This window comes from Polynucleobacter sp. JS-JIR-II-c23, assembly GCF_035011225.1.
Classification (GTDB): domain Bacteria; phylum Pseudomonadota; class Gammaproteobacteria; order Burkholderiales; family Burkholderiaceae; genus Polynucleobacter.
In genome coordinates this window covers 1465960-1489990 of sequence record NZ_JAYGQT010000001.1, presented here as the reverse complement: position 1 = coordinate 1489990, position 24031 = coordinate 1465960, and the positions used below count along the sequence as shown (strand labels likewise).

29 protein-coding genes are annotated in these 24031 nt (G+C 44.7%); 18 read left to right on the top strand and 11 right to left on the bottom strand.

Features of this window, described 5'->3' with window-relative positions; translation table 11 throughout:
- Nucleotides 1-816, bottom strand: a complete 816-nt coding sequence (locus VC159_RS07550) for a substrate-binding domain-containing protein (RefSeq protein WP_371743887.1) — start codon at nucleotides 814-816, stop codon at nucleotides 1-3.
- A gap of 85 nt (nucleotides 817-901) precedes the next feature.
- Between VC159_RS07550 and VC159_RS07545 the strand changes: the two genes are divergently transcribed.
- Both VC159_RS07545 and modA read left to right on the top strand, forming a co-directional pair.
- Nucleotides 902-1924, top strand: a complete 1023-nt coding sequence (locus tag VC159_RS07545) for a substrate-binding domain-containing protein (RefSeq protein ID WP_215359732.1) — start codon at nucleotides 902-904, stop codon at nucleotides 1922-1924.
- A gap of 49 nt (nucleotides 1925-1973) precedes the next feature.
- Nucleotides 1974-2732 (top strand): molybdate ABC transporter substrate-binding protein, encoded by a 759-nt coding sequence (modA, locus tag VC159_RS07540; protein ID WP_215359734.1) that lies wholly within the window; start codon nucleotides 1974-1976, stop codon nucleotides 2730-2732.
- Between the two features lie 7 nt (nucleotides 2733-2739).
- Here the strand turns inward: modA and VC159_RS07535 are convergent, their stop codons facing one another.
- The 3 genes from VC159_RS07535 to VC159_RS07525 all read right to left on the bottom strand — a co-directional run bounded on the left by VC159_RS07535 (nucleotide 2740) and on the right by VC159_RS07525 (nucleotide 4537).
- A complete protein-coding gene (locus tag VC159_RS07535; RefSeq protein ID WP_215359736.1) occupies nucleotides 2740-3366 on the bottom strand; it encodes an FMN-binding negative transcriptional regulator in 627 nt (208 codons plus the stop codon).
- A gap of 68 nt (nucleotides 3367-3434) precedes the next feature.
- Nucleotides 3435-4199, bottom strand: coding sequence for a hypothetical protein (locus VC159_RS07530; RefSeq protein WP_215359738.1), 765 nt, complete (start codon nucleotides 4197-4199; stop codon nucleotides 3435-3437).
- The gene (locus VC159_RS07525; protein ID WP_215359740.1) at nucleotides 4196-4537 is read right to left on the bottom strand and encodes a cupredoxin domain-containing protein; all 342 of its coding nucleotides are present in this window, start codon (nucleotides 4535-4537) and stop codon (nucleotides 4196-4198) included. The genes VC159_RS07530 and VC159_RS07525 overlap by 4 nt, the downstream gene beginning before the upstream one ends.
- Before the next feature lie 91 nt (nucleotides 4538-4628).
- Here VC159_RS07525 and VC159_RS07520 point away from each other — a divergent pair, with 91 nt between their 5' ends.
- From VC159_RS07520 to VC159_RS07510, 3 genes are all read left to right on the top strand, one after another.
- Complete coding sequence (locus tag VC159_RS07520) at nucleotides 4629-4874, top strand: FeoA family protein (RefSeq protein ID WP_215359742.1); 246 nt, start codon at nucleotides 4629-4631, stop codon at nucleotides 4872-4874.
- Nucleotides 4867-6780 (top strand): ferrous iron transporter B, encoded by a 1914-nt coding sequence (gene feoB / locus VC159_RS07515; protein WP_323473208.1) that lies wholly within the window; start codon nucleotides 4867-4869, stop codon nucleotides 6778-6780. Before VC159_RS07520 ends, feoB begins: the two co-directional genes overlap by 8 nt.
- Nucleotides 6781-6877: 97 nt before the next feature.
- Nucleotides 6878-7921 (top strand): fumarylacetoacetate hydrolase family protein, encoded by a 1044-nt coding sequence (locus VC159_RS07510; RefSeq protein ID WP_323473207.1) that lies wholly within the window; start codon nucleotides 6878-6880, stop codon nucleotides 7919-7921.
- A gap of 52 nt (nucleotides 7922-7973) precedes the next feature.
- Here VC159_RS07510 and VC159_RS07505 read toward each other — a convergent pair whose 3' ends face one another.
- On the bottom strand, nucleotides 7974-8861 hold the full coding sequence (locus tag VC159_RS07505; RefSeq protein ID WP_215359747.1) for a fumarylacetoacetate hydrolase family protein: 888 nt from the start codon (nucleotides 8859-8861) through the stop codon (nucleotides 7974-7976).
- A 113-nt stretch (nucleotides 8862-8974) separates the two neighbouring features.
- Here VC159_RS07505 and VC159_RS07500 point away from each other — a divergent pair, with 113 nt between their 5' ends.
- From VC159_RS07500 to VC159_RS07490, 3 genes are read left to right on the top strand one after another with little or no spacing between them, the layout of a single operon-like run.
- Nucleotides 8975-9961 (top strand): tripartite tricarboxylate transporter substrate binding protein, encoded by a 987-nt coding sequence (locus VC159_RS07500; protein ID WP_323473206.1) that lies wholly within the window; start codon nucleotides 8975-8977, stop codon nucleotides 9959-9961.
- The gene (locus tag VC159_RS07495; RefSeq protein ID WP_215359751.1) at nucleotides 9961-10758 is read left to right on the top strand and encodes a class II aldolase/adducin family protein; all 798 of its coding nucleotides are present in this window, start codon (nucleotides 9961-9963) and stop codon (nucleotides 10756-10758) included. The genes VC159_RS07500 and VC159_RS07495 overlap by 1 nt, the downstream gene beginning before the upstream one ends.
- Nucleotides 10759-10779: 21 nt before the next feature.
- Nucleotides 10780-11577, top strand: a complete 798-nt coding sequence (locus VC159_RS07490) for a transporter (RefSeq protein ID WP_323473205.1) — start codon at nucleotides 10780-10782, stop codon at nucleotides 11575-11577.
- 12 nt (nucleotides 11578-11589) lie between these two features.
- Here VC159_RS07490 and VC159_RS07485 read toward each other — a convergent pair whose 3' ends face one another.
- The 5 genes from VC159_RS07485 to VC159_RS07465 all read right to left on the bottom strand — a co-directional run bounded on the left by VC159_RS07485 (nucleotide 11590) and on the right by VC159_RS07465 (nucleotide 15202).
- Nucleotides 11590-12021, bottom strand: coding sequence for a DUF6152 family protein (locus tag VC159_RS07485; protein ID WP_215359755.1), 432 nt, complete (start codon nucleotides 12019-12021; stop codon nucleotides 11590-11592).
- A gap of 33 nt (nucleotides 12022-12054) precedes the next feature.
- Nucleotides 12055-12882: a hypothetical protein gene (locus VC159_RS07480; protein WP_323473204.1), complete on the bottom strand. Its 828-nt coding sequence runs from the start codon at nucleotides 12880-12882 to the stop codon at nucleotides 12055-12057.
- Between the two features lie 17 nt (nucleotides 12883-12899).
- Nucleotides 12900-13406: a DUF6644 family protein gene (locus tag VC159_RS07475; RefSeq protein WP_215359759.1), complete on the bottom strand. Its 507-nt coding sequence runs from the start codon at nucleotides 13404-13406 to the stop codon at nucleotides 12900-12902.
- 33 nt (nucleotides 13407-13439) lie between these two features.
- A complete protein-coding gene (locus VC159_RS07470; protein ID WP_215359761.1) occupies nucleotides 13440-13925 on the bottom strand; it encodes a DUF6644 family protein in 486 nt (161 codons plus the stop codon).
- Nucleotides 13926-14200: 275 nt separating this feature from the next.
- Nucleotides 14201-15202, bottom strand: coding sequence for a Bug family tripartite tricarboxylate transporter substrate binding protein (locus VC159_RS07465; protein WP_215359763.1), 1002 nt, complete (start codon nucleotides 15200-15202; stop codon nucleotides 14201-14203).
- A 106-nt stretch (nucleotides 15203-15308) separates the two neighbouring features.
- Between VC159_RS07465 and VC159_RS07460 the strand changes: the two genes are divergently transcribed.
- Genes VC159_RS07460 through VC159_RS07450 form a run of 3 tightly spaced genes read left to right on the top strand, consistent with a single transcriptional unit; the run spans nucleotide 15309 to nucleotide 17389 of the window.
- Nucleotides 15309-15590 carry a SemiSWEET transporter gene (locus VC159_RS07460; RefSeq protein ID WP_215359765.1) on the top strand — a complete coding sequence of 94 codons (282 nt, stop codon included), beginning with the start codon at nucleotides 15309-15311 and terminating at the stop codon, nucleotides 15588-15590.
- 35 nt (nucleotides 15591-15625) lie between these two features.
- Nucleotides 15626-16318 (top strand): fumarylacetoacetate hydrolase family protein, encoded by a 693-nt coding sequence (locus VC159_RS07455; protein WP_323473203.1) that lies wholly within the window; start codon nucleotides 15626-15628, stop codon nucleotides 16316-16318.
- A 21-nt stretch (nucleotides 16319-16339) separates the two neighbouring features.
- Nucleotides 16340-17389, top strand: coding sequence for an alpha/beta hydrolase (locus VC159_RS07450; protein ID WP_323473202.1), 1050 nt, complete (start codon nucleotides 16340-16342; stop codon nucleotides 17387-17389).
- A 14-nt stretch (nucleotides 17390-17403) separates the two neighbouring features.
- Here the strand turns inward: VC159_RS07450 and VC159_RS07445 are convergent, their stop codons facing one another.
- Complete coding sequence (locus VC159_RS07445; RefSeq protein ID WP_323473201.1) at nucleotides 17404-18183, bottom strand: enoyl-CoA hydratase/isomerase family protein; 780 nt, start codon at nucleotides 18181-18183, stop codon at nucleotides 17404-17406.
- A gap of 87 nt (nucleotides 18184-18270) precedes the next feature.
- On the opposite strand from VC159_RS07445, the gene VC159_RS07440 reads away from it, so the two are divergent.
- The 7 genes from VC159_RS07440 to VC159_RS07410 all read left to right on the top strand — a co-directional run bounded on the left by VC159_RS07440 (nucleotide 18271) and on the right by VC159_RS07410 (nucleotide 24020).
- Nucleotides 18271-18429 carry a DUF5993 family protein gene (locus tag VC159_RS07440; protein WP_158009030.1) on the top strand — a complete coding sequence of 53 codons (159 nt, stop codon included), beginning with the start codon at nucleotides 18271-18273 and terminating at the stop codon, nucleotides 18427-18429.
- Nucleotides 18430-18435: 6 nt separating this feature from the next.
- Nucleotides 18436-18999, top strand: a complete 564-nt coding sequence (locus tag VC159_RS07435; RefSeq protein WP_323473200.1) for a disulfide bond formation protein B — start codon at nucleotides 18436-18438, stop codon at nucleotides 18997-18999.
- Nucleotides 19000-19033: 34 nt separating this feature from the next.
- Complete coding sequence (locus VC159_RS07430) at nucleotides 19034-20032, top strand: tripartite tricarboxylate transporter substrate binding protein (protein ID WP_323473199.1); 999 nt, start codon at nucleotides 19034-19036, stop codon at nucleotides 20030-20032.
- Between the two features lie 92 nt (nucleotides 20033-20124).
- Nucleotides 20125-21936 carry a hypothetical protein gene (locus VC159_RS07425; protein WP_323473198.1) on the top strand — a complete coding sequence of 604 codons (1812 nt, stop codon included), beginning with the start codon at nucleotides 20125-20127 and terminating at the stop codon, nucleotides 21934-21936.
- 11 nt (nucleotides 21937-21947) lie between these two features.
- Nucleotides 21948-22304 carry a YcfL family protein gene (locus VC159_RS07420; RefSeq protein WP_215359777.1) on the top strand — a complete coding sequence of 119 codons (357 nt, stop codon included), beginning with the start codon at nucleotides 21948-21950 and terminating at the stop codon, nucleotides 22302-22304.
- Between the two features lie 46 nt (nucleotides 22305-22350).
- Complete coding sequence (gene lpoB, locus VC159_RS07415) at nucleotides 22351-22941, top strand: penicillin-binding protein activator LpoB (protein WP_323473197.1); 591 nt, start codon at nucleotides 22351-22353, stop codon at nucleotides 22939-22941.
- A gap of 35 nt (nucleotides 22942-22976) precedes the next feature.
- A complete protein-coding gene (locus tag VC159_RS07410; RefSeq protein WP_323473196.1) occupies nucleotides 22977-24020 on the top strand; it encodes a hypothetical protein in 1044 nt (347 codons plus the stop codon).
- Nucleotides 24021-24031: the final 11 nt, after the last annotated feature.

The following is a 24031-nucleotide window of genomic DNA, read 5'->3' as shown; positions in this document are numbered from 1 at the left end:
TTATTTTTTAGCGTTCGGAAAGAATAGTTGCTCGCCATCAATCCTGTAGCTAGCAATGACGTCCTGCCCATTCTTGGAGATGAGCCAATCAATAAATTCTTGACCCTGCACCTTTTTCACATGAGGGAACTTGGCTGGATTAACCAACATCACACCATATTGGTTAAATAGCTTTGGGTCGCCTTGCACAAGGATCACAAGATCGCCACGATTCTTAAAGCTGAGCCAGGTGCCGCGGTCAGCCAATATATAGCCATTCATAGCAGAGGCGGTATTGAGGGCAGGGCCCATACCTGAGCCTGTTTCTTTGTACCAAGACTGACTTGAAGAAGGTGTGATGCCCGCACCTTTCCAGTAGCGAAGCTCTGCAGCATGTGTGCCACTTTTATCTGCGCGTGATACAAAAGGAGCTTGTGCAGTAGCAATTTTTTGGAGTGCAACTTGAATATCTTTGCCACCACTGATTTTTGCGGGATCTGATTTAGGTCCGATGAGAATGAAGTCGTTGTACATCACTTCGTAACGCTTAGTAGAAAAGCCTTCTTCAACAAACTTCTCTTCAGCTGGCTTGTCATGAACAAAAACAACATCTGCATCACCACGGCGGCCAATATCTAATGCCTGCCCAGTTCCAACGGCTACAACCTTAACCTCAATACCAGTCTTTATTTTAAAGATGGGGAGCATGTAATTGAACAGGCCAGATTGCTCAGTAGAGGTAGTGGAGGAGACCACAATGCTTTTTTCTTGGGCGCAAACCTGGGTGGCGAATATGGAGAGGGCTATTGAAATAGCGGGGAGAAGTCTGCGAATCATTTTATTCATGGTCAAGCTCAAAGGGGTTGATTAAAGTCGTATGATCGCATACATTAATACTTATTGAATATGCAAAAGATTACATATGCAAATTGAAGTGCGACCAACCCTCATCGTTAAAACCAGGGCTGATGGAAAAAGCTCCATTGACCTGATATGGCTATCTCAGTTGTTAAAAGATATTGGTCGGGGCAGCTCCTTGGTGGTTGCCAGCAAAAAATCAGGCACCTCATATAGGGGTGCCTGGGGCAAGCTGAATCAAGCCGAAGAAACTTTGGGTATGCCACTGATTGTTAGGACCAAGGGACATGGATCAATATTGACTAAGTTTGGTGAATTTTTGATTCAGTTTATTGAGGATATGCAAGCAGGATATTTAAAGCATGATGCTCAATACCATGACATGTTGCTGAAAGAAATTAAGAAAATACAAAAGTCAGAAAGTCTTCGCTGGAAATTCTTCTCCAGTAGTGATTCAGTGATTCAAAAAGCAGTTAGTGAAGTAAGCGGGATAGACCTAAAAATTGCTGGCTCAGGAGAATCTTTAGAGAGGCTGCTGAATAATGAAGCACACATTGCTGGATATCATGTCTCAGATCAGAAGAGTTCCAAAGCAATTTATCAGCGCTTATCAAAAAATGACATTGAGATCTATCCTGTGATGAAGCGAACTCAGGGATTGATTGTGAAGAAGGGAAATCCTCTGCATATTCGATCTATAGAAGATTTGGTTGGCAAAAAAATACGTTTTATTAATCGCCAGATTGGTTCTGGTACCAGACTCCTATTAGATACCCTGCTCATGGAGGAGGGTATTGACCCCACTCAGATTAATGGATACCTGGCTGAAGAATTTACTCACTCTGCTGTCGCCAATGCCATTTTGGCTGGGAAGGCAGATGTAGGTTTGGGGGTAAAGAATATCGCCCTAGAAAATGGCCTGGGTTTTGTGCCACTCAAGGATGAAATTTTCTTTATCGCTATGAATAAAGAGATGGCGGCGCAATCAGAATCCTCCAGGTTAATCCGGAAAATACGAAGCACTTCTGGAGAGACCCCGGGATACAAGGCGGTAAGTTTAAATAGACAAATTCAGGATTGGCTATAGCCTTCTTTTTAAACCATCAAGCAAGTGCGAATCCACTAGAATGGATTTCATGAGCACCATGCGCCTACTGGCTTTAGTTTCAGCATTCTTATTTTCCATTGGCACTGCCTTTGCGCAGACATCCACTATTGCCGTGGCTGCCAATATGAAAGATGCTTTCAACGAGATTGCGATTGTTTTTAAGGCTGGTGGTAAACCAGAGATAAGAGTGGTCTATGGTTCATCGGGCAACTTCGCCACACAAATCATGAATGGGGCACCATTTAATTTATTTATTGCCGCTGATGAGCAATTTCCGCTTGAGCTTTTTAGAAGCGGCAGAACAATAGATGAGGGGGCAATTTATGCTATTGGTAAGTTGGCCGTCATCACTAAGAACTCTTCCGGGATTTTCTTGCTTGATGGCAAAGCAAATATAGCTAAGGCTATTATTAAGGCGAATAAGATAGCTATCGCAAAGCCTGAGCTTGCGCCCTATGGTAGGGCGGCAGTCCAGTATTTAAAGGCAGAGGGGCTTTGGGATCTCGCTAAAGATAAGCTTGTTTATGCCGACAATATTGGGGGTGCTACAACTTATGTAATGAGCGGCGCAGCGGATATTGGTTTTACTGCACTTTCTCTGGCGAAGTCGCCTGAGGTGACAAAGCAAACGAGCTTCTTATTGGTTGATACAAAACTATATGAACCCATTAAACAGCGCATGGTGTTAATCAAGGGCGCGCCTCAAGAGTCAGTGGACTTGTATCGCTTTATGCAGGGGCCTCAGGCTAAATCCATTCTGCAAAAGTATGGATACACCACGCCTTAGTTGCTAATTACTTGGGTGCTCTCATGAACTTCAGCATCTCTTGTAAAGCTTCTTGCGGCGACTTCTCTAGTTGCTCTACTACAGCTTCATAGTCTTCGGCCGGGCGGTTCTGGCTTAGCTTAAATTTACCAACCAAGCTACTGATCTCAATCTCGATACCAATAATAGCCTTGAGCATCATTTGCACGTACTCTTCTGGGGCATCGTCTAACTTCCAGTTAGATTGATAGGTTGGTTCGTGAATATTGGTCATTTGCGATACATGACTTCTTAGCCACTGTGCATCCTCAATCAACTTAATGCTACCTTCGGCATGAACCGCAGCATAGTTCCACGTAGGCACCACTTTTCCACTCTCTTGTTTTGATGGATACCAAGAAGGGGTCACATACGCATTTGGTCCATTAAAGATTGCTGTAACAGATGTATTGTTACCGCTCGCAACTTTAACGAGTGGATTCATTCTGGCGACATGTCCGTAAAGCTTGGTTTTGTCGGAGCTCAGCATGAGCGGTAGGTGGTTGATTTCAAAACGACCATCCAGATTTGCAACAATAGTCGCTAGCGGGTATTCAGAAATCAGCTGGGCTAATACTGCTTGATCTTCAACTAAAAAATGTTTTGGTAGGTACATAAGAGGCTAAGCAGAATGGGTAAATGGTTGTATTTAATAAGAACATAGCAGAGATTGAGCTCTTGTTCTTAAAATTCGTACTCCACCTGCATTCTGATGGTGTTTTTTGGTGATGCGGTGGTGGTTCCCCAGAGGTAGGCTACGTTGTATTTCAAAGCTTCCTTGCGGCCCAGTTTGGTTTTTCCAAAAATGGCTGGCCCCGCACTAGATTGTTGTTGTTCATTGGTGTTCCAGTGATTAACCTGTCCTAGCCATGAGTAGATCTGGGCTCCAAGTTCCAGCTCTGGCTGAAGGCGATATTTAACCTGACCTTGATAGCCAAAATAAGTACCCTGATTTTCAGTGCCCGTGTAATGTCCTTGCATCAAGACGTTGAGATTGGCAACCCACTTTTTCCATTCACTTTGAAATAAGAATCCATATTTGGCTTCATATCCTTCATTGCGATTTTGAGGACGTTCTAACTCAAGCAAGAAGCCGATATCAACTGGATATTTTCCAGTTTCCGTTAGTTGAAATTTATTTTCCCATTCCACTGCATCAAATTGGGAGTTGGTGCCATCCCAAATAACTTTTCCATAAATCTCAGTGAACCACCAGGAGTTCACGCCATAACCGAAACCAATAGAGGCGCCTGATTGTCTATTGTCTTCACCGCTTCTGGGTGTCTGGGTTCCAAACTTAGTATCTATCTCCCTTTCGCCTTCTTCCACTCTTGGGGTGTAGATGTAATCTGCTGGCCCACTTAAGTACTCACCAGCATGAATCAAGGGGCTAGCAGAGAGAAGGGCGAGGCAACACAAGCCTTGCATTAAATTATTCCTCATCATCATTTAACCCTCACTACACCTTGAGCAGTTTCCGGACTAAATTCACCTTCAAATTTATAGACACCAGGACTTAAAGGTCCGATGTAGAAAGAGGCCTTGCTTTTGGCTTTAATTAATACCTCTCTGTTGAGGTCGTAACTTTCAAATTCCTCTGCAGTGTCATCTAGGTTTTCAATCGTAAGTTTTACTTTGGTATCGGCCGGGATATCAATTTCTGATGGTAAAAATCGCCCATTTTTAATTGAAATCTGGATATCGTTGCTTGCTCCGTGGGCAATATTTATCAAATTTAACAACAAGAAAATGCTGATAAGTAACTGTTTTGTATAAGTATTATTCATAAATGAGTGTATATGTAAATGAGAACTATTCTCAAGTATAAGGTATATAATGAGAATCGTTCCTATTTATTGATAAAAGTGACAATCCTCCATGCATTTGGACCAGGTTGATTTGGAAGTTCTTTACCGAGTGAGCGCGGTTAACGCGCCTAAGGGCGCCCCTCAAATTAAAGGGCAGCTGGAAGACATTGGGTTTTTACCTGGTGAGCAGGTGACTGTTCTGCGTAAAGGTTTGCTTGGTAAGGGTCCGTATATGGTTCGCGTCGGAGCCTCCACATTCGCATTGCGTCAAGCCGAAGCTCGCATGATCACGGTCGATGCCATTTCACATGTCTGAATCTAAAGTTCACTTTTTCTCGAGTGAGCCACTCGTCGCCTTATTGGGTAATCCCAATTGTGGCAAAACGGCATTATTCAATTTGCTGACTGGCAGTCGTCAAAAGGTAGCGAACTATTCAGGCGTTACTGTAGAGCGCAAAGAAGGGCGCCTATCTCTTGAGTCTGGCAAAAATATCCGCATACTAGATTTGCCTGGAGCCTATAGCTTGTATCCAAGATCCTTGGATGAGCGTGTTACCTGCAATGTACTGCTTGGTCGAGCTGAAGGTGAAAAACGTCCTGACCTAGTAATTTGCGTATTGAGTGCCATGAATTTGCGTCGTAACTTGCGTTTAGTGCTTGCTGCAAAGCGCTTGGGGCTGCCTTGTATCGTAGTACTCAACATGCTTGATATTGCTAAGCGTCAAGGCCTGCATATAGACACTGCCGCACTTTCAAGTGAATTGGGTTTGCCGGTCCTCACTAGCATTGGTATTCAGTCTAATGGCGCTGATGAAATCAAGCAGTTCTTATCGAATCTGGACTGGCGCAATCTCAATGGATTGCGCACAGGTACTAGTGATGCGACCCTAGAGAATGTTGCCTCTCATATTGCCCATACTGAATCTGACAATGTTCAAGTTCAACGAATTCTGCAAAACCTCAAGCTAGATCAAATCATTCCCGATCAATTGAGCGATCGCTTAGATGCCGTATTACTTCATCCAGTTTTTGGCCCCATCATTTTGGTGGCCTTACTCTTTTGTATTTTTCAGGCCGTGTTCAGTTGGGCTACGGTACCCATGGACCTGATTAAATCCGCGGTGGACTTTCTGGGTGCCCAGATCGTCGAAGTATTGCCCAATGGATGGATACGTAGTTTATTGATCAATGGAATTTTGGCAGGTTTAGGTGGTGTGGTGATTTTCTTGCCGCAAATTCTGATTTTGTTTTTCTTTATTCTTTTACTGGAGGAGTCTGGCTATCTTCCAAGGGCTGCTTATTTGCTAGATAGAGTGATGGGCTCTGTCGGCTTATCCGGTAGATCCTTCATTCCACTCCTCTCCAGCTTTGCTTGCGCCATCCCCGGAATTATGGCCACCAGAAGTATCTCTAATGCGCGTGATCGCATGGTGACGATTCTGATTGCACCCATGATGACTTGTTCTGCGCGACTGCCGGTATATGCCTTATTGATATCAGCATTCATTCCAGAGCAAAAGCTATGGGCGGGCATCGATTTACAGGGCCTGGTTTTATTCTTGCTGTATCTCGCTGGAATTTTGGGCGCGATGGCAGTGGCCTGGATTCTGAAGCGCTTTACGAGTGAGCAATTTAGGATGAACGCGCTCATGATGGAGTTGCCAAGTTATCACTTGCCTCGCCTAGGTAATCTAGCAATTAGCTTGTGGCAAAGAGCAGAAATCTTTTTGCGCCGTGTTGGCGGAATTATTTTGCTGATGACTATTGGTTTGTGGGTGTTATCTAGCTTTCCGTTTCCACCCGAGGGCGCAACAGGATCGCCGATTCAATACAGTTTTGCTGGAATGATGGGGCAGGCCTTGGCCCATGTGTTCTCGCCGATTGGATTTAACTGGCAAATCAGTATTGCTCTAGTGCCAGGTATGGCAGCTCGTGAGGTTGTGGTGAGCTCATTGGCAACGGTTTATGCGCTATCTAGCTCGAGTGTCGATGCGGCTGATGCGCTGATTCCCTTAATCTCAAATGGCTGGTCTTTAGCTACGGCTTTATCCCTGTTGGCCTGGTTTGTATTTGCCCCCCAGTGCCTATCTACCATTGCTGCAGTAAAGCGCGAGACAGGTGGCTGGAAGATTCCGATCATCATGCTGAGTTACTTATTCGGCTTGGCCTATATCGCCTCCTTTATTACCTATCACTTAGCCATTTATCTAGGTCTAGGTTAAATCTACTGACATCTATATTTGCTGCGGCACCGCATAAAAGGGTGCGGTAGTATTCCCTTTGTAGTTAAAAAATAGATAACAACACAAGGAGATATAGATGAGTTCACGTCGCCAATTTATGAAGACTGCTTCAGCTGCTGGAGCCGGTTTAGTAGCTGCCTCTACTATGGGTGTAATGAAGGAGGCTTCAGCTCATCCCACCTCAGTATGGGGAGGGGAGGTTTACACCGGTCCACGTGAGATGGTGAAAAACAGCAAAATTCTCTCGATCCAAAATGCGGATGGAACAGAAACCTTGGGTGTGGTTACCCCAAAAGGTGTTATCGATATTCGTGCTGTAGCTAAGAAAATGAAGATTGCAGCACCGACTACCTTGGATCAATTATTGCAGGAGGGTAATGCTGCGGGATTTAATAAGGTTGTGGCAAGCGCCGATAAATCTGGCGTGCCTTACTTAAAGGAATCGGACATTACTTTCGGGCGCCTGTTTAAAAACCCTGGAAAGATTGTTTGCGTTGGATTAAATTACCGTGCGCATGCGGATGAAGTTGGTATGGCTCATCCACGAGTACCGCCGCTATTCAATAAGTACAACAATAGTCTTACGGCTCACAACTGTTTATTGCAAATTCCACCGCCATCAGTTTCTTATAAACTAGATTATGAAACTGAGTTGTTGATTGTTGTTGGTAAGCAGATGCGCAATATTCCTGAATCGGCTGCTTTGGATTATGTGGCAGGTTATTGCACCTCAAATGATTTCTCATCACGTGATTTGCAGCTGGAATTGCCGAGTGGGCAATGGATGATTGGCAAGACCTTAGACCAATATGCACCAATTGGACCTTATTTTGTTACTTCTGACTTAGTAGGTGATCCTAATAAGCTTCAGGTAAAGACTTGGGTTAATGGCGAGTTACGTCAGAACTCAAATACTTCCGACTTCATTCATAACACTCAAAAAATGTTGTCTTACATCAGCACCTACTGGACATTAGAGCCGGGAGATATTGTTTTCACTGGTACACCGCAAGGCGTTATTGCTGGTATGCCGAAAGATAAGCAGGTGTGGTTGAAGAAGGGCGATAAGATTGTGAGCTCAGTCGAAAAACTCGGAGAATTGAAGTTCACTTTAGCTTGATCATTTCTCAAATGAGTTTCAAAAAGAAAGCCACCCTAGGGTGGCTTTTCTTCTATTGAGCAATAAAAGTGTTTTCTAACTTGCCAATGCCACCCATCTCTACAACGACTACATCGCCATTGACTAAATACTTGGGGGGCTTAAAGCCAATACCAACACCAACTGGAGTGCCAGTAGCAATCAGATCACCCGGGTAGAGTGTGATGCCTGCAGAGACCGTGGCGATCATATTGGGGATGTCAAAAATCAGATCTTTGGTATTGGAGTTTTGGCGTAATTCGCCATTGACCCAGCACTTAACCGCGATATCTTCGGCATCGACTTCATCTGCCGTAACGACCCATGGGCCCATAGGGCAGAAGGTATCAAAGCTTTTTCCTAAGAACCATTGCTTATGTCTTTGCTGCCAATCGCGTGCGGTTACATCATTGATAGCGGTGTAGCCCCAGACATGTTTCATGGCATCCGCTTCGCTAATGCCTTTACCGCCTTTGCCAATCACAATTGTGAGTTCCGCTTCGTAATCAATGCAGGTTGATACAGCAGTAGGAATAATGACGTTAGTGTTGGGTCCAGTTACAGACTCAGGTGGCTTCGTAAAGAAGATCGCATGACTCGGAATATCTTCACCAGGTTTAGCGCTGCCATCAAATCCGCTATTGGAAAATTCTTTAGCATGCTCATGGTAATTTTTTCCAACACAGAAAATATTGCGGCGCGGTCTAGGTACTGGGGCAAGTAAGCGAATGTCGCCAAATGCATGCGTAGAAGTAGGTTTTGGTAACTTACCCGCCAGGTCAGATTTAAGGATGGCAACAATGCCATCTTCACTAACATCCACACCTAAATCAAGCTCTTGAACTGTCGTGCCATCAGCAGACACAATTCCGACGCGAGTTTTGGCGGGTTCTTTGGCTAAAACAAATGCGGCATATCTCATGATTACTATCTCCGGCTGGGGTTTTGTCTACGCTAGCCCCTGTTTATTGTGATGAATCTTGTAGTAGGATAAAGAGCATAAATAATAACTAATTTACGTATTCGAGACAAAAAATGAGGCAAAAATATTCATTTGTTGCAGCCTTGGGCCTTCTATGCGCTTGCTTGGTCTCTACGGGTGCTTTTGCGCAGACGCCAGAAGCCTGGCCCACGAAACCCATCACCATGGTTGTGCCATTTCCACCGGGTGGGGTTGCTGATACTGTTGGTAGGCCGGTGGCAGAGGCGCTATCTCGTAGCTTGGGTCAGCCAGTGATTGTAGAAAATAAAGCTGGGGCTGGTGGTGGCATTGGCATGGCAGCAGTAGCCAGGGCAAAGCCTGATGGCTATACGATTTTGATGGCCTTATCGTCTATTTCAATTATTCCAGAGGCAGATAAAGTGGTGGGAAGAGAGCAATCTTTTCAACTCAATCAACTCAAGCCCATTGCACGTTTTACTGCGGATCCAACAGTTTTAGTGGTCAGGGCGGATAGCCCATGGAAAGATTACAAAGCTTTTGTTGCAGCAATGCGCGCTAATCCGGGTAAATACAATTTTGGTTCATCAGGAAACTATGGAACGATGCATGTGCCGATGGAGATGCTCAAGTCTTCCGAGAAGTTCTATATGGTTCACATTCCGTATACGGGTGCAGGACCGGCGATTGTAGGTTTATTAGGAGGGCAGGTAGATGCGATTGCTACAGGACCTTCCTCTATCGTTCAGCAAATTAAGGCGGGCAAAGTGCGCGCCTTGGCTCATTGGGGTGATGGTAGGTTGGCCAGCATGCCTGAGGTGCCTAGCTTTAAAGAAATGGGCGTCAAGATCGAGTTCTCTCAATGGGCTGGATTATTTGTACCCAGCGCAACCCCTGATTACATCACCAATAAGTTACGTGAGGCTGCTAAACAGGCTGCCAATGATGAGCGAGTGCGGGCTGTGATCAATGGGGCAGGAAGTCCAATTCAATATATGGATGCGCCTGAATTTAAGGCTTACTGGGATAAGGAATCGGCTCAGATGGGCGAGGTTGTTAAAAAGATTGGCAAGGTTGAATAATGAAAAAACAATTACTTTCCCCTTTGTTTGCATTGCTTTTTACTCAGGCACATGCTGCAACCGTTCAGGAGCAGATGGATCAAAATATGGCAGTCAAGACAGCTGTTGAAGAACTTGTTCTTGCGAATCATATTTTGTATGACCAAAATGCTGTTGATGGCTATGGCCATATTAGTGTTCGTAACCCAGCCAATCCTAATACATTCTTTCTGGCAAGAAGTGTCGCGCCATCAGTTGTCAAAATTGAAGACATCATGGAATTCGATATGAATGGCAAAGCTTTAAATGGCGATACACGAGTGGCTTATGGTGAGAGATATATTCATAGTGGTGTTCTAAAAAATCGCCCCGATATTAATTCGGTAATCCATGGTCATGCTGCACCCATACTGCCATATGGACTTACAGGTACCACTCTCAAACCTGTGTATCACATGAGTGCATTCTTAGGGGATGGCGCGCCTATTTTTGAGATCCGCAATTTTGCTAAGCCCAATCCAGATACGGATATGTTTATTAGTAATGTTGAGCTAGGTGATGCCCTATCTAAAACTATGGGTTTGCAGTATTTTGTTTTGATGCGGGGCCATGGATATGCTTCAGGGGCAGACTCCATTAAGAAGGCAGTCTTTAGAACGGTGTATGCAATTCAAAATGCAAGCATTCAGTCTGAGGCAATGAAGATGGGTCAGGTGCAATACCTTACCCCCGGCGAAGCTGTTACTGCGCAGGAAACCATTGAGAAGACCATTGGACGCCCATGGCAGCTTTGGAGTGAGCGCGTCAAAAAACCGTAATCATTGTTAAACTCTTGCCTCATGCAGATGCAAGCCCACTCCCTCGCCAAAGCCTTTTTACAGGGATTAGTGTCAGTATCCTTACTGCTGCTGCCATCGGTCAGCATGGCGGTCCTGCAGGATGAAATTCAGGTTTACGATGACGAAATTAATGCCAAGGGTGAAGCCAGTCTTGAGGTGCATTTAAACAGTACTCCCCGAGGCATTCAAAGCCCCTCCTATCCGGGTGAGGTGATGAACAATAACGGTGTACGAGTGACTCCTGAGTTTGCCTATGGCTTAGGCCATGATCTCGAAGCAGGTTTGTATATCTCTTATGTGAACTATGACAACAAGTTTCAGTATGCGGCAACCAAAGTGCGTATGAAATGGTTGCCAATTCGCGAAGATAAAGGCGACTCCTTTTTCGCAGGCGCAAATCTAGAGTTATCCAACGTACAACCCCAGTTTGATGAGTCTAGATACAACGGTGAAATGCGTTTTATTATTGGCAAGCATTTTGATGAGTGGCTTTTCTCATTTAACCCTATTGTGGATATGCCACTCTCCCAGCCTTACGTGCATCAGTCACCATATTTTTCTACGGCTACTCGCTTATCTAGGGAAGTAACACCTGAGCTGGCGCTCGGGGTGGAGTATTACTCCAACCTGAATCAACTTGGTCAGCCTATCAACTATCAAAACACCCAACAGTTGGGTTTCTTAATGATGTACTACGATGGCAAACCACTTTCTTTTCAGGCTGGGGTAGGTAAGGGCTTCTCTAACAGTACGGACTCATTAACGCTTAAAGCGATTTTTTCCATTCCATTAAATTAAATTTAAAACAAACTATTTCTGCTCGCGTTCTTCTAGGTTAGGGCTTTCTTGAGCGCGAATATCAGCAGTGTAGAACTTTCCGGTATCAGTTAGCGTTACTTTCTTAAGGTATCCACCTTTATTGCCGTTGCGTAATGGCCAAAATTCCACTGATACTTTATCTCCTGCTTTTACAGCGTTTCTAGTCCAGCCGCCTGCACGAGTCAGATTTCCCGGACTTGAAACTTCGAGTATCCAAAGGGCAGGTGCATCGCCATCCTTGAGTGTGCCAGTTACAAATATGCCAACGTGTGGGTTGGTCCACTGAACTTCTTTAACTACCCCAGTGATAGTAAATACTTTATCTCTATCAAACATGGTGGTGGCATGGTGTGCAAACGCTAGGGCTGACACTGATAATGCAATAGCGAATGAGGCTACTCTTGTGAATGTGGTGAGTTTCAAAATACTATCTCCTTGATGTGACCTAGATATAAATTATTGGGGTGGAATGCGATTGCCGCCCACATCGTATTGAACGGGAACGTAAATATCATTACCGCGATTATCTTTTCCTGGAGCAAAAGAGCCCTCTAAACAAACTCCTTCGACAATATCGAATTTACGAGCGCGTTGACGGAAATAAATACGGGTTGTTTTCCAGGGCTTGGTTAGCACATTGGGGGCAATGATCTCAATATCGTCATGCAATTCATCTTTACCCGCTAAATGAATTCGTTCGATGATGCGCATATCACCATTATTGGGAACGCCGGCAGCTTCGCTGATAGCAATATAAGCCTGAGGCACTACGCCTACCGTATCCACCACAAGCGTATCGCCCTCCCACTTACCAATAGAGTGGCCATGAAAAGTCGGGTCTGGATCTTCCGGATGGGGGCGACCATCGGTATAGATACGTCGCAAACGATTGCCATCAGACTCACCAAGCAAGGTCACTCTGCCTGGCGTAAAAAGGATTTCCATTGCGTTATGGGTAACCAACATCCACGCAGGCATCGCTTCAGGCAGGCAATTCACGAAGAGTGGAGGGGGTCTCCCAGCCTTTTCCTCAGCCAGTTGAAATTGAATGAGTTCGTTGGCGGCGGGGGTCCAAGGTGGCATATTGGTTTTGGCTTGTTTATCTTGATCCGAGATTTTAGGATTCCACACGCCACCCCAATCAGGCAGCTTAGCAAGGTTGCCCCAGTCTTTAGCCGTAGGTGGGGGATTGATGATAGGCTTGGTTGATTGGGCCACTGTATTTTGTGCAAGGCCTATTCCTAAACCCGCAGCCATTAATAGACAGATTAGTTTTCTTTTCATATCCCCTCTTTTTTTATTCATGATGTTGCTGATACTAGTTCGAGCGTAAAGCCAATCCAGCGACCGCAAAAAATAATACTTATCCAAAGCGTTAGTGAAATGGCTCCGGCACTTCGGGCCGCTATTGGCAATTGTTGGTAGTGATTCCAGCTATCAAGATTTTTGCCAATAATAAATTGAAAGCACATCATATTGATGCCTGCCAAGCCAAGTAAAATAATTTTAGAGATGAAGTAAAAATTTTGACTATAACTTAGCGCATTCGAGGTGAAAAGAATCGCGCCTGTAATAGCGGCAGCTAAAAAAGCCATCCAGGTAATCGGCAGAAGCTCTTTGCTGATATTACTAATTGCTCGATTTAACGCGCGTACCCCAATCAAGCGCAGATCCACCAATGCAATTGAGCCAATGACCAATGTGACTGCAAGAACATGGATGGCTTCAATCCAGGGAAATAGTAATTCATTTTCGCGAATCGTTTGCGCTAGGGGATTGCTATAAATGAAAATCAGAATGTCGTTCATATCTTTTTGTAATTAATTGTTATGAATTTTTGATTAGGCGTAGGCAATCCAGCGGCCAGCAGCAACAATGCCAACCCACAAAGCTAGCGACAAAATTGCCAGCAAACGGTTTGCAGTATTTACTGGAGTAAAAGAGTTATTGCTATGCCACTTTTTCTGAAACAGTAGGGTGATCATGATCACCACAAGCAACATCAGCATTTTTAGTTGAAAGGCTGGATTGGTTAAAGATCTTGCGGGTTCTCCTACGATCATGATGCAGCCGGTAATCAGTAGCACTGGAAGTGCAAGCCAGATTAAAGACTGATATCGATTAATTACAGCTGCAATTGGTTCACTTTGCCCGTGAATACCTAAGATTCTGAGATTGATCAGAAGGGCGCCTACCAGAATGGACGCTATAGCTAGAATATGGATGCTCTGCAAAAAGGGCACTACCCAGAAATTATTTTGTATTGCTGCATTGAGAGGAGTGCTCTCCAGGTAATAGCAGAATTGGAGTAATGCAGAATTTTGCATAGTTTTAGTAATAACTGAGTATTGGTGGGAAGAGTTTATATGAATTAAATCATTCAAAAAACGAGCTTAGCAAGTTATGGCGATTCAAGTTCTTTATGGCGGGTATTTGAGAATTTTTGCTGCAGTTGCAGCATTTTTATTGCCTCCCAAAACGAATTAGATCATCGCAAGGAAAGAGTCCGAAATAATTAAATGAGGTAAGGTCATTAAGAAAGGTCATTAAGAAATAAGGGGTCTCAAAGAAACCCCTTATCGCATTTGAGAGTGGTAAGCGTTCAATCTGCTTTTACGTTTGCATCTTTAATGACTTTGCTCCACATAGTCATTTCACGTGAAATTCGCTTGCTAGAATCCGCGGGCGAAAGGTAGTTCACATAAACGCCAGCTGCCAACATGCGTTCCTGTACTTCAGGGCGCTGCAAAATAATTTTGATGTCACCACTGAGTTTGTCGATGATCGGCTTAGGTGTTCCTGCTGGAGCCAAAATACCAAACATGCTTACTACATCAAAGTTAGGCAGGCCGGTGGCTTCGGTTATGGTAGGAACATCTGGTAGTTGACTAATGCGTTTAGCGGTTGTTACAGCTAGAGGTCTTAATTGACCTGCTTGAATAAATTGCAGGGCTGCTGGAACTGTTTCAGACATCGTGAGCACTTGACCGCCTACTAGATCAGTCATAGCGGGGCCGCTACCTTTATAAGGTACATGCAATAGATCTAAACCAAGTTGATAGCGAAACATTTCCATTGCAAGGCGTTGTGGGGCGCCAGCTCCAGATGAGGCGAAAGTAAGTTTGCCTGGATTCGCTTTTGCGTAAGCAATGAACTCTTTCATATTCTTTACAGGGACTGAAGGATTCACTACAAATACCAGAGGCACTACTCCTACCACGTCAACTGGTGTGAAATCTTTTTCGAGGTTGTATCGAATCTTATCTTTATCAAGATTCGCGTTGATAGAGTGTGAAGTGAGAGCCCCCATTAAAAGCGTATAGCCATCAGCAGGGGACTTTGCAACCATATCCGCACCAATATTGCCGCTATCGCCTGCGCGATTATCAGGAACTACCTGTTGGTTAAGTGACTTAGATAGCTCTTGCGCCATGATGCGACCAATCACATCAGTTGCACCACCTGGTGGGTATGGAATAACAAGCCTAATAGGCTTGTCAGGATAGTTTTTAATAGCGGAGCTACTGGTTTGCGCCAACAGTGGAGCGGTGATCAGGCTACTGCAAAGGAGTAGGCCAAAGCCTCGAATTAGATGTTGTCTCATTTTGTATTTTTAATGGTGGGTTGAGTTACGATTTTCTATTATCTACAGATTAAAAATTCATGCGCTGCGTCAATGAACTGCAAATTTCTCTTATTACAATGAATAAATGAACCTTGAGCCCCATCAAATCGAGATTATTGGATATTGCGCCGCATTCTTGACTACCATTGCCTTTTTACCGCAGGCGATACAGTCTTGGCGCACCAGGGACCTATCGGGCATCTCCTTGGGGATGTACTCCTTATTTACTGCGGGGGTGGGTTTGTGGCTGGTTTATGGCCTCATTATTGAAAAGTGGCCTCTCATTTTGGCCAACGCCCTCACCTTTGCCCTGGCGCTCAGCATCTTATTGTTGAAATTGCGTCATACTTCTAAACATCAGAAATAAAGCACTTATTCATTAAAATTCTTAGAAAGGTTTTTATGTCTTCAGCATTCGTGATTGATCCCCCAGCAGTAATTTCATTGCCTGTGACTGGCGATACTCGTCGCTTCGCCGTGAATCGTATTTACTGCGTTGGTAGAAACTATGCCGATCATGCACGCGAGATGGGTCATGATCCTGATCGAGAGCCACCATTCTTCTTTATGAAGCCTGCTAACTCGATTGTGACTGATGGTAAAGATATGGCTTACCCAAATTTATCAAAGGATGTTCACCACGAAATTGAAATGGTGGTCGCTATTGGTAAAGGCGGCGCAAATATTTCTGCAGAAAAAGCCTTAGAGTATGTCTATGGTTACGGAGTTGGTCTGGATATGACTCGGCGCGATCTTCAAGGTGAGGCTAAGAAGATGGGGCGTCCTTGGGATACCGGTAAAGCATTTGATCAATCTGCCCCTTGCGGTGAGATCACGCCAGCTAGTCAGTGTGGTCATCCTGCCAAGGGCGCCGTTAAGCTCTTAGTGAATGGTGAAGTTCGTCAAGAGGGCGATCTTAACCAGTTGATTTGGAATGTTCCTGACACGATTGCTTATCTATCTACCTTATTTACCTTGGAACCAGGTGACTTAATTTTCTCCGGTACGCCAGCAGGTGTTGGCCCAGTTAAAAAAGGGGATGTACTTGAAGGTAGTGTTGCCGGTTTACCAAACTTAAAAACAAAAATTCTCTAAATCAAAAAGAAGGTCAGATTGATGACAAGTTTTCTCAAGAAAGTATTGCTGATTGGTGCAGCGTTAGTTGCACCTGTTTTTTTGGTTTCATGCGCCAATACTGAGAAGACCTCATCAACTCCACCTGTCAGTCTTTATGCTGATGCAGCCCCTTTAGATTTGCGAATCAGCAAATGGCCTTACCCATACCCACTCAAGGAATTTAAAACTTCTTTACAGGGGCAAGCAGCAAGCATGATGTATATGGATGTTGGGGCCTTAGGCAAGCAAAAGGGTGTGGTGGTGTTATTTCATGGCAAGAATTTCTCCAGTGATTATTGGTCCTTCACTATTGCAGGCCTTTCAAAGGCCGGCTATCGTGTGATTGCTCCTGATCAGATTGGCTTCGGAAAGTCTTCTAAGCCAGATGTGGCATACCACTTTGATGATTTAGCTGCCAATACGCAAGACTTACTGAAGTCTCTCAATATCAAGCAGGTTTCAGTCATAGCGAACTCCATGGGCGGCATGGTGGGTATTCGTTTTGCGCGCTTATATCCACAAACCGTCCAAAAGCTCGTATTGGAGAACCCCTTAGGACTTGAGGATTACAGCAAAGACATCCCTCCGCAACAGAATGGCGATTTGCTCAAGCTAGAGATGGCTCAGACTGAAACGAGCTATCGCCGCTTTCTGCAAAGTTATTTTCCAAACTGGCAGCCTGCTTATGAAAAGTTTGTAGAGGTCTATGTGCGCGTACAAAAAGGTCCGGACTATCCGGCCTATGCGAAGACTTCAGTGTTGACATACCAAATGATTGCTGAAAAACCAGTAGTCAATGATTTGCCACAATTAAAGATGCCGGTGTTATTGGTGATTGGTCAAAAGGACCGTACGGTATTTGGTAGACGTTTTGCACCGCCAGAGGCAGTGAGGTCTTTAGGTAACTTTCCGGAGTTAGGTAAGAAAGCGCAAGCAGCCATTCCGAATGCAAAGCTAGTGCCAGTTGAAAATGTGGGACACGTACCTCACGTTGAGGTGCCCGATCAGTTCCTGAAAATCGTGGTGGAGTTTTTAAACTCTAAAGGCTAGTTGAGCAGCCTTACTTATTTCCCAATCCACTGAGGTGGGCGACCTTCTAAGAAGGCGTTCACCCCCTCTCTAAAGTCCTTGCTGTTATAGGTTTCTCGCATCAGATCTGTGCAGTCTGGAAGATTGCTTTGGAGTAAGCGTGCCAATGTCAGCTTGCTGGCCTTTTGCGTGATGGGAGCAAGGGTCTCTAATTTTTGAGCGAGCGCATTGGTAACGGATTCGATTTCTGCGGACTCTGCCGTTTGATAGAGGTAGCCTGAAGCTAATAATTCTGGTGCCCTAATAAGTTCCGCAGTCAGAAGCATCTTTTTCACTGCTGGAGCTCCTAGGTGAGCCGCAAGCCAAGACAAATTGCTTGGTGATAAACAATTTCCTAAGGTCTTGGCTACCGGTATACCGAAACGCGCATCCGGCGTGGAGATTCGAAAGTCACAGAAAGTGGCCATCAAGAGACCGCTGCCGACTGCTAAACCTTCAATCATGGCAATAGTCGGCATCGGCAGTTGTTGCAGTGAGGAGAAAATATGATCAACCGCAACTTCATATGCTTCATTTTCTTTGAGTGCAAAAAACTGTTGAATGTCGCTTCCTGAAACAAATGCTTTATCTCCTGCCCCTCGCAAGATGACTACTCGAATTTCAGGATTGTTAGCTAAGGAGTCGCAAATCCTTTTGAGCTCTTCATACATTGGCCAAGTGAGGGCATTGCGAGCGGCGGGGTGATTAAAAATAACCCGTGCCATATTCCCATCAATCTGTAGATCTAAGCAGGGAGGAGAGGGGCTGGTAGTCATAAGCCCATTCTAAACAAAAGCCCTTTCCAAAAGCCCTGAATTTATAGAATTACCCCCACTCTAAGAGTCCTGCGCTAGAATTCCCTTATGTATATGTTTCTACCTTTTCTGACGGCTTTTATCGGACTTGTTTTAGTCTGGTTTGAGAAGCGTCTTGCAGGTTTGACAGTTTTGGCGATTACCGTTGCAATCCTTCTGGTTTGGTTCCGTTTTCATGCAACTGACCATCTCAATATCAGTCTGTAATTGATTGTGAGTAAACATTCTCTACCCTCCCTAGCCGCGCTTGGCAATCAGCTTGCATTGCTAGCTGTTGTCGGTATGTTGTCATATGCCTTTGTAGATCAGCTCTACTTTGGTGAGTTGCCTTGCCCTTTGTGCTTAATGCAGCGCGTTGGATTTGTGATTATTGGTTTTGCTTTGGTACTCAATATTCGTTGTGGTGCTTATTCATCCCACTACGGATGGGGCATCATTGGCGGCTTGGTTGGGATGATGGTTTCTCTTCGTCAGGTGTTCTTGCATATTCTGCCGGGCGACAAAGGATTTGGAAAAACATTTTTAGAGTTGCATTTCTATACCTGGGCATATGTTGGGTATACCGGTTTGTTAATGGGTCTTGCAGTGCTGTTAATGCTACCTAACCGTGAAGTTCGCTCTCGCTCATGGTTTGCTAATGCCCTTGTCATTGCATTCGTTCTCTTGGTTTTGGGTAATCTCGTATCTACACTCTTGGAATGCGGTATCGGCCCCTGCGCTGATGACCCAGTGAAGTATGAGGGCTGGTTGTGGCTACGCTCTCGCTTTGGTTTTTAACCTAGACCTTCCGGTCTAGTTCTACATTTTGAGCATGCCATTCTCTAAAGTTCTGAAGAACTTTCTCTTTATGTCTGTGTTGTGGGCCATTGGCTTTAGTGTTCATGCGCAAAGTACATCCCAGAAAATCGCTACCTGGCCAAAACAAGCCATTCGCATCGTTGTAACCTTTACCCCCGGTGGGGCTCCAGATATATTGGCGCGCGTTTTAGCGGAAGATTGGCAGCAAAACTTGGGTGTACCAGTACTAGTCGAGAATCGCCCAGGCTATGGCGGCAATATTGGCGCTGATCTTGTTGCTAAGAGCGATCCAGATGGCTATACCTTATTAATTGGTACGGTAGGCATTCATGCGATTAATGGCGCGCTGTATGAAAAGATTTCATACGATCCTGTGAAAGATTTCACACCCATTAGTTTTTTAGCAAGCACACCAAATGTATTAATTGTGAATAAGAAATTAGGCGTTAACAATCTTCATGAGTTAATTGAATTGGCAAAAGCAAAACCAGATCAACTCACTTTTGGTTCATCAGGTGTTGGCACTTCTTTGCACATGTCAGGTGAATTGTTTAAACAAATAGCAGGCGTTCAAATCCGTCACATTCCTTATAAGGGACGAGCACAATCTTTGCCTGACTTACTCAGTGGTCGTATCTCTATGCTCTTTGATAACCTTTCTTCTTCCTTAGCTTTGATTAAGGCGGGAGAGGTTCAAGCCTTAGGGGTGACTACGCTGAAGCGCTCACATGCTGCCCCTGAGATTCCTACCCTAGCCGAGCAAGGTTTGACCGGTTTTGAGGCTGTATCTTGGTTTTCATTGATGGCACCGGCAAACCTTCCACCTGATATTCAAAAACGCCTAAATCAAATGGTGCGCCAAACTTTGAACAACCCCAATGTCAAATCCAGGCTCTTAGCTGGTGGCCTGGACCCCGCTCCAGGTAGCCCCAAAGACCTTTCTAAGTTGATTGCCTCCGAAGCAAGCAAATGGGGTAAGGTAGTACAGCAATCAGGTGCAAAATTAGAGTAATAAACCCTTATTTTCTTGTCAGCCCAAGCCTATTTTTAAGCGTTAAAGGTATGTGGCCTTCATTTTTCCCTCTTTTTCATAAACCCCTCAATTTGCCTAAATTTTCAGCATTAGACATTTCTAAATTCGGCGTGACTTTGGCTGTCTGTTTGTTGGTGGGTTGCGCTACGCAGACTCAGCAAATCAAGATGAATGAGTCCAAAGAGCAGTTTAAAAATGGTGATCTGCAAAATACAACAGCGGCCATTCAGAGTGCCTTTAAGGATAAAAATACCCTGTATTACATGGAGCTGGGCGAGGTACAAAGACTGCAAGGTCCCACCCAGATTCCCAATAGCACCCAAAACTTATTAGCTGCAGATCAATTAGTCAGTCGTTGGGAGGTAACTACCAGTGACAAACTCAGACGCTCTTTTTCAGGAGCAAGCGGCTACGTTTTGTCTGAAGGTTTTAGTAGCGAGTATGACCCTAAGCCTTATGAAGTGAGTTTATTAAGTCAGACTATCGCTTTAAACCACATCTCTCAAGGGCGCTGGAATGACGCTATGGTGGAAGCCAAAAAAATGGCGCAGCGTGAAAAGGTGATTGAGGAGTTAATACAGAGTAGGGTGGCCGCAGTCTCCAAGGTAGAGCAGGAGCAGCAAAATAATCCCAATACTCAAGGTGCATCTAGCCGTATTGAAAGTATTAGCGGTTACCCAATCAATCTATTGGATGACGAGGAAACGCGTAGCCTTAAGAACTCCTATCAGAACCCCGCAGCATATTACCTGTCTGGTTTTATTCACGAGTCACAAGGAGAGGCAAGTCTAGCTGCGCCAGGTTATCGCTTGGCAATTGAGTTACGACCACAAGTCAACTTCTTTAAAACCAGTATTGCTAAGTTGGACTCCAATATTGCCAATCAAGGTAGAAAAACGTTTGCTGATACCTTGATCATTATTGATACGGGTTACATGCCCAAAATTATTCCTTATCAAATTAGCCAGTCTTTTAATCTGGGCGGTAATCCAAAGTTAGTGACTTTAACCTTTCCGGTGATCGAAAAATCTACTGAGCGTTTCAGGCCAACCATGGTTCAGTTAGGCGATAAAGTGGCTAATCCAGAGTTGGTTGCCAATATTGATGCTATGGCTCGCAAGAACTTGCGTGATGAGATGCCAGCCTATGTTTTAAGAGCATCCTCTAGAGCCTTAGTCTCTTTGGCTGCACAATATGCGGCGGATCGAGCTGCCCAGCAAGCGGCTAACAAGCGAAGCCAGAGCAATCAGAACAATCAGAACAATGGTAGCGCTGCTCTGATTGGCGCGATTGCAGGAATGATTACGGGATATAGCTTGCAAGCAATCAATGTGACTGATGTGCGTCATTGGTCAACTTTGCCCGCGCAAACATACATGGCCAGAATGGGTCTGCCGATTGGACCAACTGTTCTGAAATACACTTTGCCATCGGGCGTAACCGCATCTCAAACTGTTAACTTAGTAGGCGGGTACAACGTGGTTTATATCCGCATGTTTAGAAATAGGGCAACTGTACTGACCTCGAATGACCCTACTGGGCTTCCTCCCAAAGATCCTGTTGTTGGTACTCCAATAGTCGCATCTCCAGCCGCCATCTCGCCAGCAAGCCCACAACCTGCTCTCGTTGAACCTAAACCATCTGAGGGTGCATTTGCAGGTTTTAAGAAACTATGGGGAGGCTTTCAGGATCCGCTGCCCGAAGAGTCTGCCTCAGCCGTGGTAACAACTACCCCAGTAGCACAAACTAGCCCTGTGCTTCCTGCCCCTATTTCAACCCCCAATCCCACCCCCAACAATATCCCTGCTAGCGGTAATATGGAAGGGGTGAGGCCTTATGAGCCACCCAATCTGTTGAATAGCTTTCAGCAGCTTTTTAATTAGGAAAGACCCAGATGAAAAAATACCTTGCAATCCTGATGACAGCACTTGCTCTTGTTGCATGTAGCTCAACGCCATCCATGAAGGACATGACGGTACGCATGGGTGATACGGATAGCATTCAAATTACTGATATGCGTAGTTTGATGCGCAATGGCGTATTAACAGCGCAGGTAACCATACAGAATGACAGCAAATCCAATCTCGTATCTTATCGATTTAAATGGATTGGTAAAAACGGTATGGCTGTAACAGATGAAGAGCCATGGAAGCCTGTAACGGTAGGTAAGGGGCAGTCGACCGTTATCATGGGAATTGCCCCAACGCCGGATGCTACTGACTTTCGTTTTGAATTAAATCAATACAAATAAAAATCAATTAACTATTTAATATTAAAAAGATTTAGGCTTATTAAGGATGATCATGAACACTAAAACTATTCGCTTGTCTGCTATTGCATTATCAGTAGTAGCGCTTGCTGCATGCTCAGGACCACAGGTTCGTTACGGTGATGCGAAGGCGGTAGAGACCGTTAATGCAAACTACGGATCAACTGATCTACAGATGATTGCCGAGGCAATGACAAGATCACTGCTCCAGTCTAAGGCCATCTCTGGAAGCAAAGATGCGCCTATTGTGACGCTTGCAGACGTGAAGAATAAGACTTCTGAATATATCGATACGCGTGTGATTACCGATAAGATCCGCACGCAGTTAATGAAGAGCGGTCAAGTGCGATTTGCAGTGAGCGTTTCTGAAATGCAAAATCAGACTGAAGAGCTCAAGCGTCAAAATCAGTCAGGTTTATATAAGAACAGCACGATTGCTAAGACCGGCAATATGCAGGGCGCTCAGTATCGTATCGAAGGATCGATCGCTTCTATTGTCAAAAACACCAAGGATGTGAAAGACGTTTATTACGTATTTAATCTCAATCTCATTAACAACGAATCCGGTTTGCTCGAGTGGGCTGATGAAAAAGAGATTCGTAAGACTGCTACGCGCTAATACGCAACTCAACACCATAAAGAATTGAGCAATACATGAAAAAAATATTATTAGCTTGTACGGGGATGAGCCTGGTTCTTTTGGCTGGCTGTGCTAGCAAGCCGCCTGCTCCCGTGGAATCTGCGTATATTGGCCAAGTGCCAGCAGACCCACCTAAAAATCCCGTCATCAGTGCTGAGGCCTTAAAGGCCGATTCCAAGTCAATTGCAGTCACTGATATCTACTTTAAGAAAGAAGGTAAGAACTTAACATTCATCGAAGAAACCAGAGCAACTACTGGTAATAGCATCACCTCTGTGATTACGCCCAAGACAATTGAAGTGGATGCCGATAAAGCAAATGCCTCTGCCATTACTGGTGGTGCAAATTCATCTGCGTTCCCAGTAAAGTTCACTGATTTATCTGATCCAAAAGCTACCAGCTCAGGAACAACCTCACCGCCCGTGCCTGTTGTTGATGCTGGGATACCAAGTAATAGCTCTTCAAGTACCAATGCTGAAAGTATGAAGAGGTCTGGCTATCAAAGTAATTATGAGTATGGTGAGTTACGTTATTTAGCTAACCCGATTCGTGGCTTACTCATCAAGTCTGGTTATAAAGTGGTCCAGGCTAAATCCACTCCTGCAGCTCCTAATCAAGGTGACGAGTACTTCGATATTGTGAAACGTATTAAGGCTGGGGATTTCGGTGATGCAGACTATGTTTTATATGGTGTGTTGGCAGAAGTCTCTAGCACGGATAATGTATCTGATATTCCTGGAACCAAATCTACCTCGCAACAGATGACGCTTGAAGTAACGGTGGACTTTAATATTGTCGACACCAAGACAACGCAAATCGTTGCATCGTTTGTAGCTTCTGGTGAAGGTAAGGACGTCCAAATCGATGGCAGAGACACTGGATATAAACCGAGTAATGCCAAGTTAATGAAGTTGGCTTCATTGGATTTGGCTGAAGATGTACGCAAGCATTTGGCTGATCAAAACTTTATTACTAACAACCCTGGTTCGGCAGGGCAGTTGCGTAACCTCAAAACCCGTTTAAATGACGATGCTTCTACTTTGAAGGTTTATAAGTAAGAGACTCAAAG

What these genes read in the sequence shown, in the direction of transcription:
- VC159_RS07505 (WP_215359747.1), bottom strand. Translation starts at nt 8,861, where the DNA reads ATGAGATATGCCGCATTTGTTTTAGCCAAAGAACCCGCCAAAACTCGC.
- VC159_RS07535 (WP_215359736.1), bottom strand. Translation starts at nt 3,366, where the DNA reads ATGTACCTACCAAAACATTTTTTAGTTGAAGATCAAGCAGTATTAGCC.
- VC159_RS07510 (WP_323473207.1), top strand. Translation starts at nt 6,878, where the DNA reads ATGAGTTCACGTCGCCAATTTATGAAGACTGCTTCAGCTGCTGGAGCC.
- feoB (WP_323473208.1), top strand. Translation starts at nt 4,867, where the DNA reads ATGTCTGAATCTAAAGTTCACTTTTTCTCGAGTGAGCCACTCGTCGCC.
- VC159_RS07455 (WP_323473203.1), top strand. Translation starts at nt 15,626, where the DNA reads ATGTCTTCAGCATTCGTGATTGATCCCCCAGCAGTAATTTCATTGCCT.
- VC159_RS07480 (WP_323473204.1), bottom strand. Translation starts at nt 12,882, where the DNA reads ATGAAAAGAAAACTAATCTGTCTATTAATGGCTGCGGGTTTAGGAATA.
- VC159_RS07445 (WP_323473201.1), bottom strand. Translation starts at nt 18,183, where the DNA reads ATGACTACCAGCCCCTCTCCTCCCTGCTTAGATCTACAGATTGATGGG.
- VC159_RS07440 (WP_158009030.1), top strand. Translation starts at nt 18,271, where the DNA reads ATGTATATGTTTCTACCTTTTCTGACGGCTTTTATCGGACTTGTTTTA.
- VC159_RS07490 (WP_323473205.1), top strand. Translation starts at nt 10,780, where the DNA reads ATGCAGATGCAAGCCCACTCCCTCGCCAAAGCCTTTTTACAGGGATTA.
- VC159_RS07500 (WP_323473206.1), top strand. Translation starts at nt 8,975, where the DNA reads ATGAGGCAAAAATATTCATTTGTTGCAGCCTTGGGCCTTCTATGCGCT.
- VC159_RS07410 (WP_323473196.1), top strand. Translation starts at nt 22,977, where the DNA reads ATGAAAAAAATATTATTAGCTTGTACGGGGATGAGCCTGGTTCTTTTG.
- VC159_RS07545 (WP_215359732.1), top strand. Translation starts at nt 902, where the DNA reads ATGCAAATTGAAGTGCGACCAACCCTCATCGTTAAAACCAGGGCTGAT.
- VC159_RS07550 (WP_371743887.1), bottom strand. Translation starts at nt 816, where the DNA reads ATGATTCGCAGACTTCTCCCCGCTATTTCAATAGCCCTCTCCATATTC.
- lpoB (WP_323473197.1), top strand. Translation starts at nt 22,351, where the DNA reads ATGATCATGAACACTAAAACTATTCGCTTGTCTGCTATTGCATTATCA.
- VC159_RS07530 (WP_215359738.1), bottom strand. Translation starts at nt 4,199, where the DNA reads ATGATGATGAGGAATAATTTAATGCAAGGCTTGTGTTGCCTCGCCCTT.
- modA (WP_215359734.1), top strand. Translation starts at nt 1,974, where the DNA reads ATGAGCACCATGCGCCTACTGGCTTTAGTTTCAGCATTCTTATTTTCC.
- VC159_RS07430 (WP_323473199.1), top strand. Translation starts at nt 19,034, where the DNA reads ATGCCATTCTCTAAAGTTCTGAAGAACTTTCTCTTTATGTCTGTGTTG.
- VC159_RS07460 (WP_215359765.1), top strand. Translation starts at nt 15,309, where the DNA reads ATGAACCTTGAGCCCCATCAAATCGAGATTATTGGATATTGCGCCGCA.
- VC159_RS07465 (WP_215359763.1), bottom strand. Translation starts at nt 15,202, where the DNA reads ATGAGACAACATCTAATTCGAGGCTTTGGCCTACTCCTTTGCAGTAGC.
- VC159_RS07475 (WP_215359759.1), bottom strand. Translation starts at nt 13,406, where the DNA reads ATGAACGACATTCTGATTTTCATTTATAGCAATCCCCTAGCGCAAACG.
- VC159_RS07525 (WP_215359740.1), bottom strand. Translation starts at nt 4,537, where the DNA reads ATGAATAATACTTATACAAAACAGTTACTTATCAGCATTTTCTTGTTG.
- VC159_RS07420 (WP_215359777.1), top strand. Translation starts at nt 21,948, where the DNA reads ATGAAAAAATACCTTGCAATCCTGATGACAGCACTTGCTCTTGTTGCA.
- VC159_RS07470 (WP_215359761.1), bottom strand. Translation starts at nt 13,925, where the DNA reads ATGCAAAATTCTGCATTACTCCAATTCTGCTATTACCTGGAGAGCACT.
- VC159_RS07520 (WP_215359742.1), top strand. Translation starts at nt 4,629, where the DNA reads ATGCATTTGGACCAGGTTGATTTGGAAGTTCTTTACCGAGTGAGCGCG.
- VC159_RS07495 (WP_215359751.1), top strand. Translation starts at nt 9,961, where the DNA reads ATGAAAAAACAATTACTTTCCCCTTTGTTTGCATTGCTTTTTACTCAG.
- VC159_RS07450 (WP_323473202.1), top strand. Translation starts at nt 16,340, where the DNA reads ATGACAAGTTTTCTCAAGAAAGTATTGCTGATTGGTGCAGCGTTAGTT.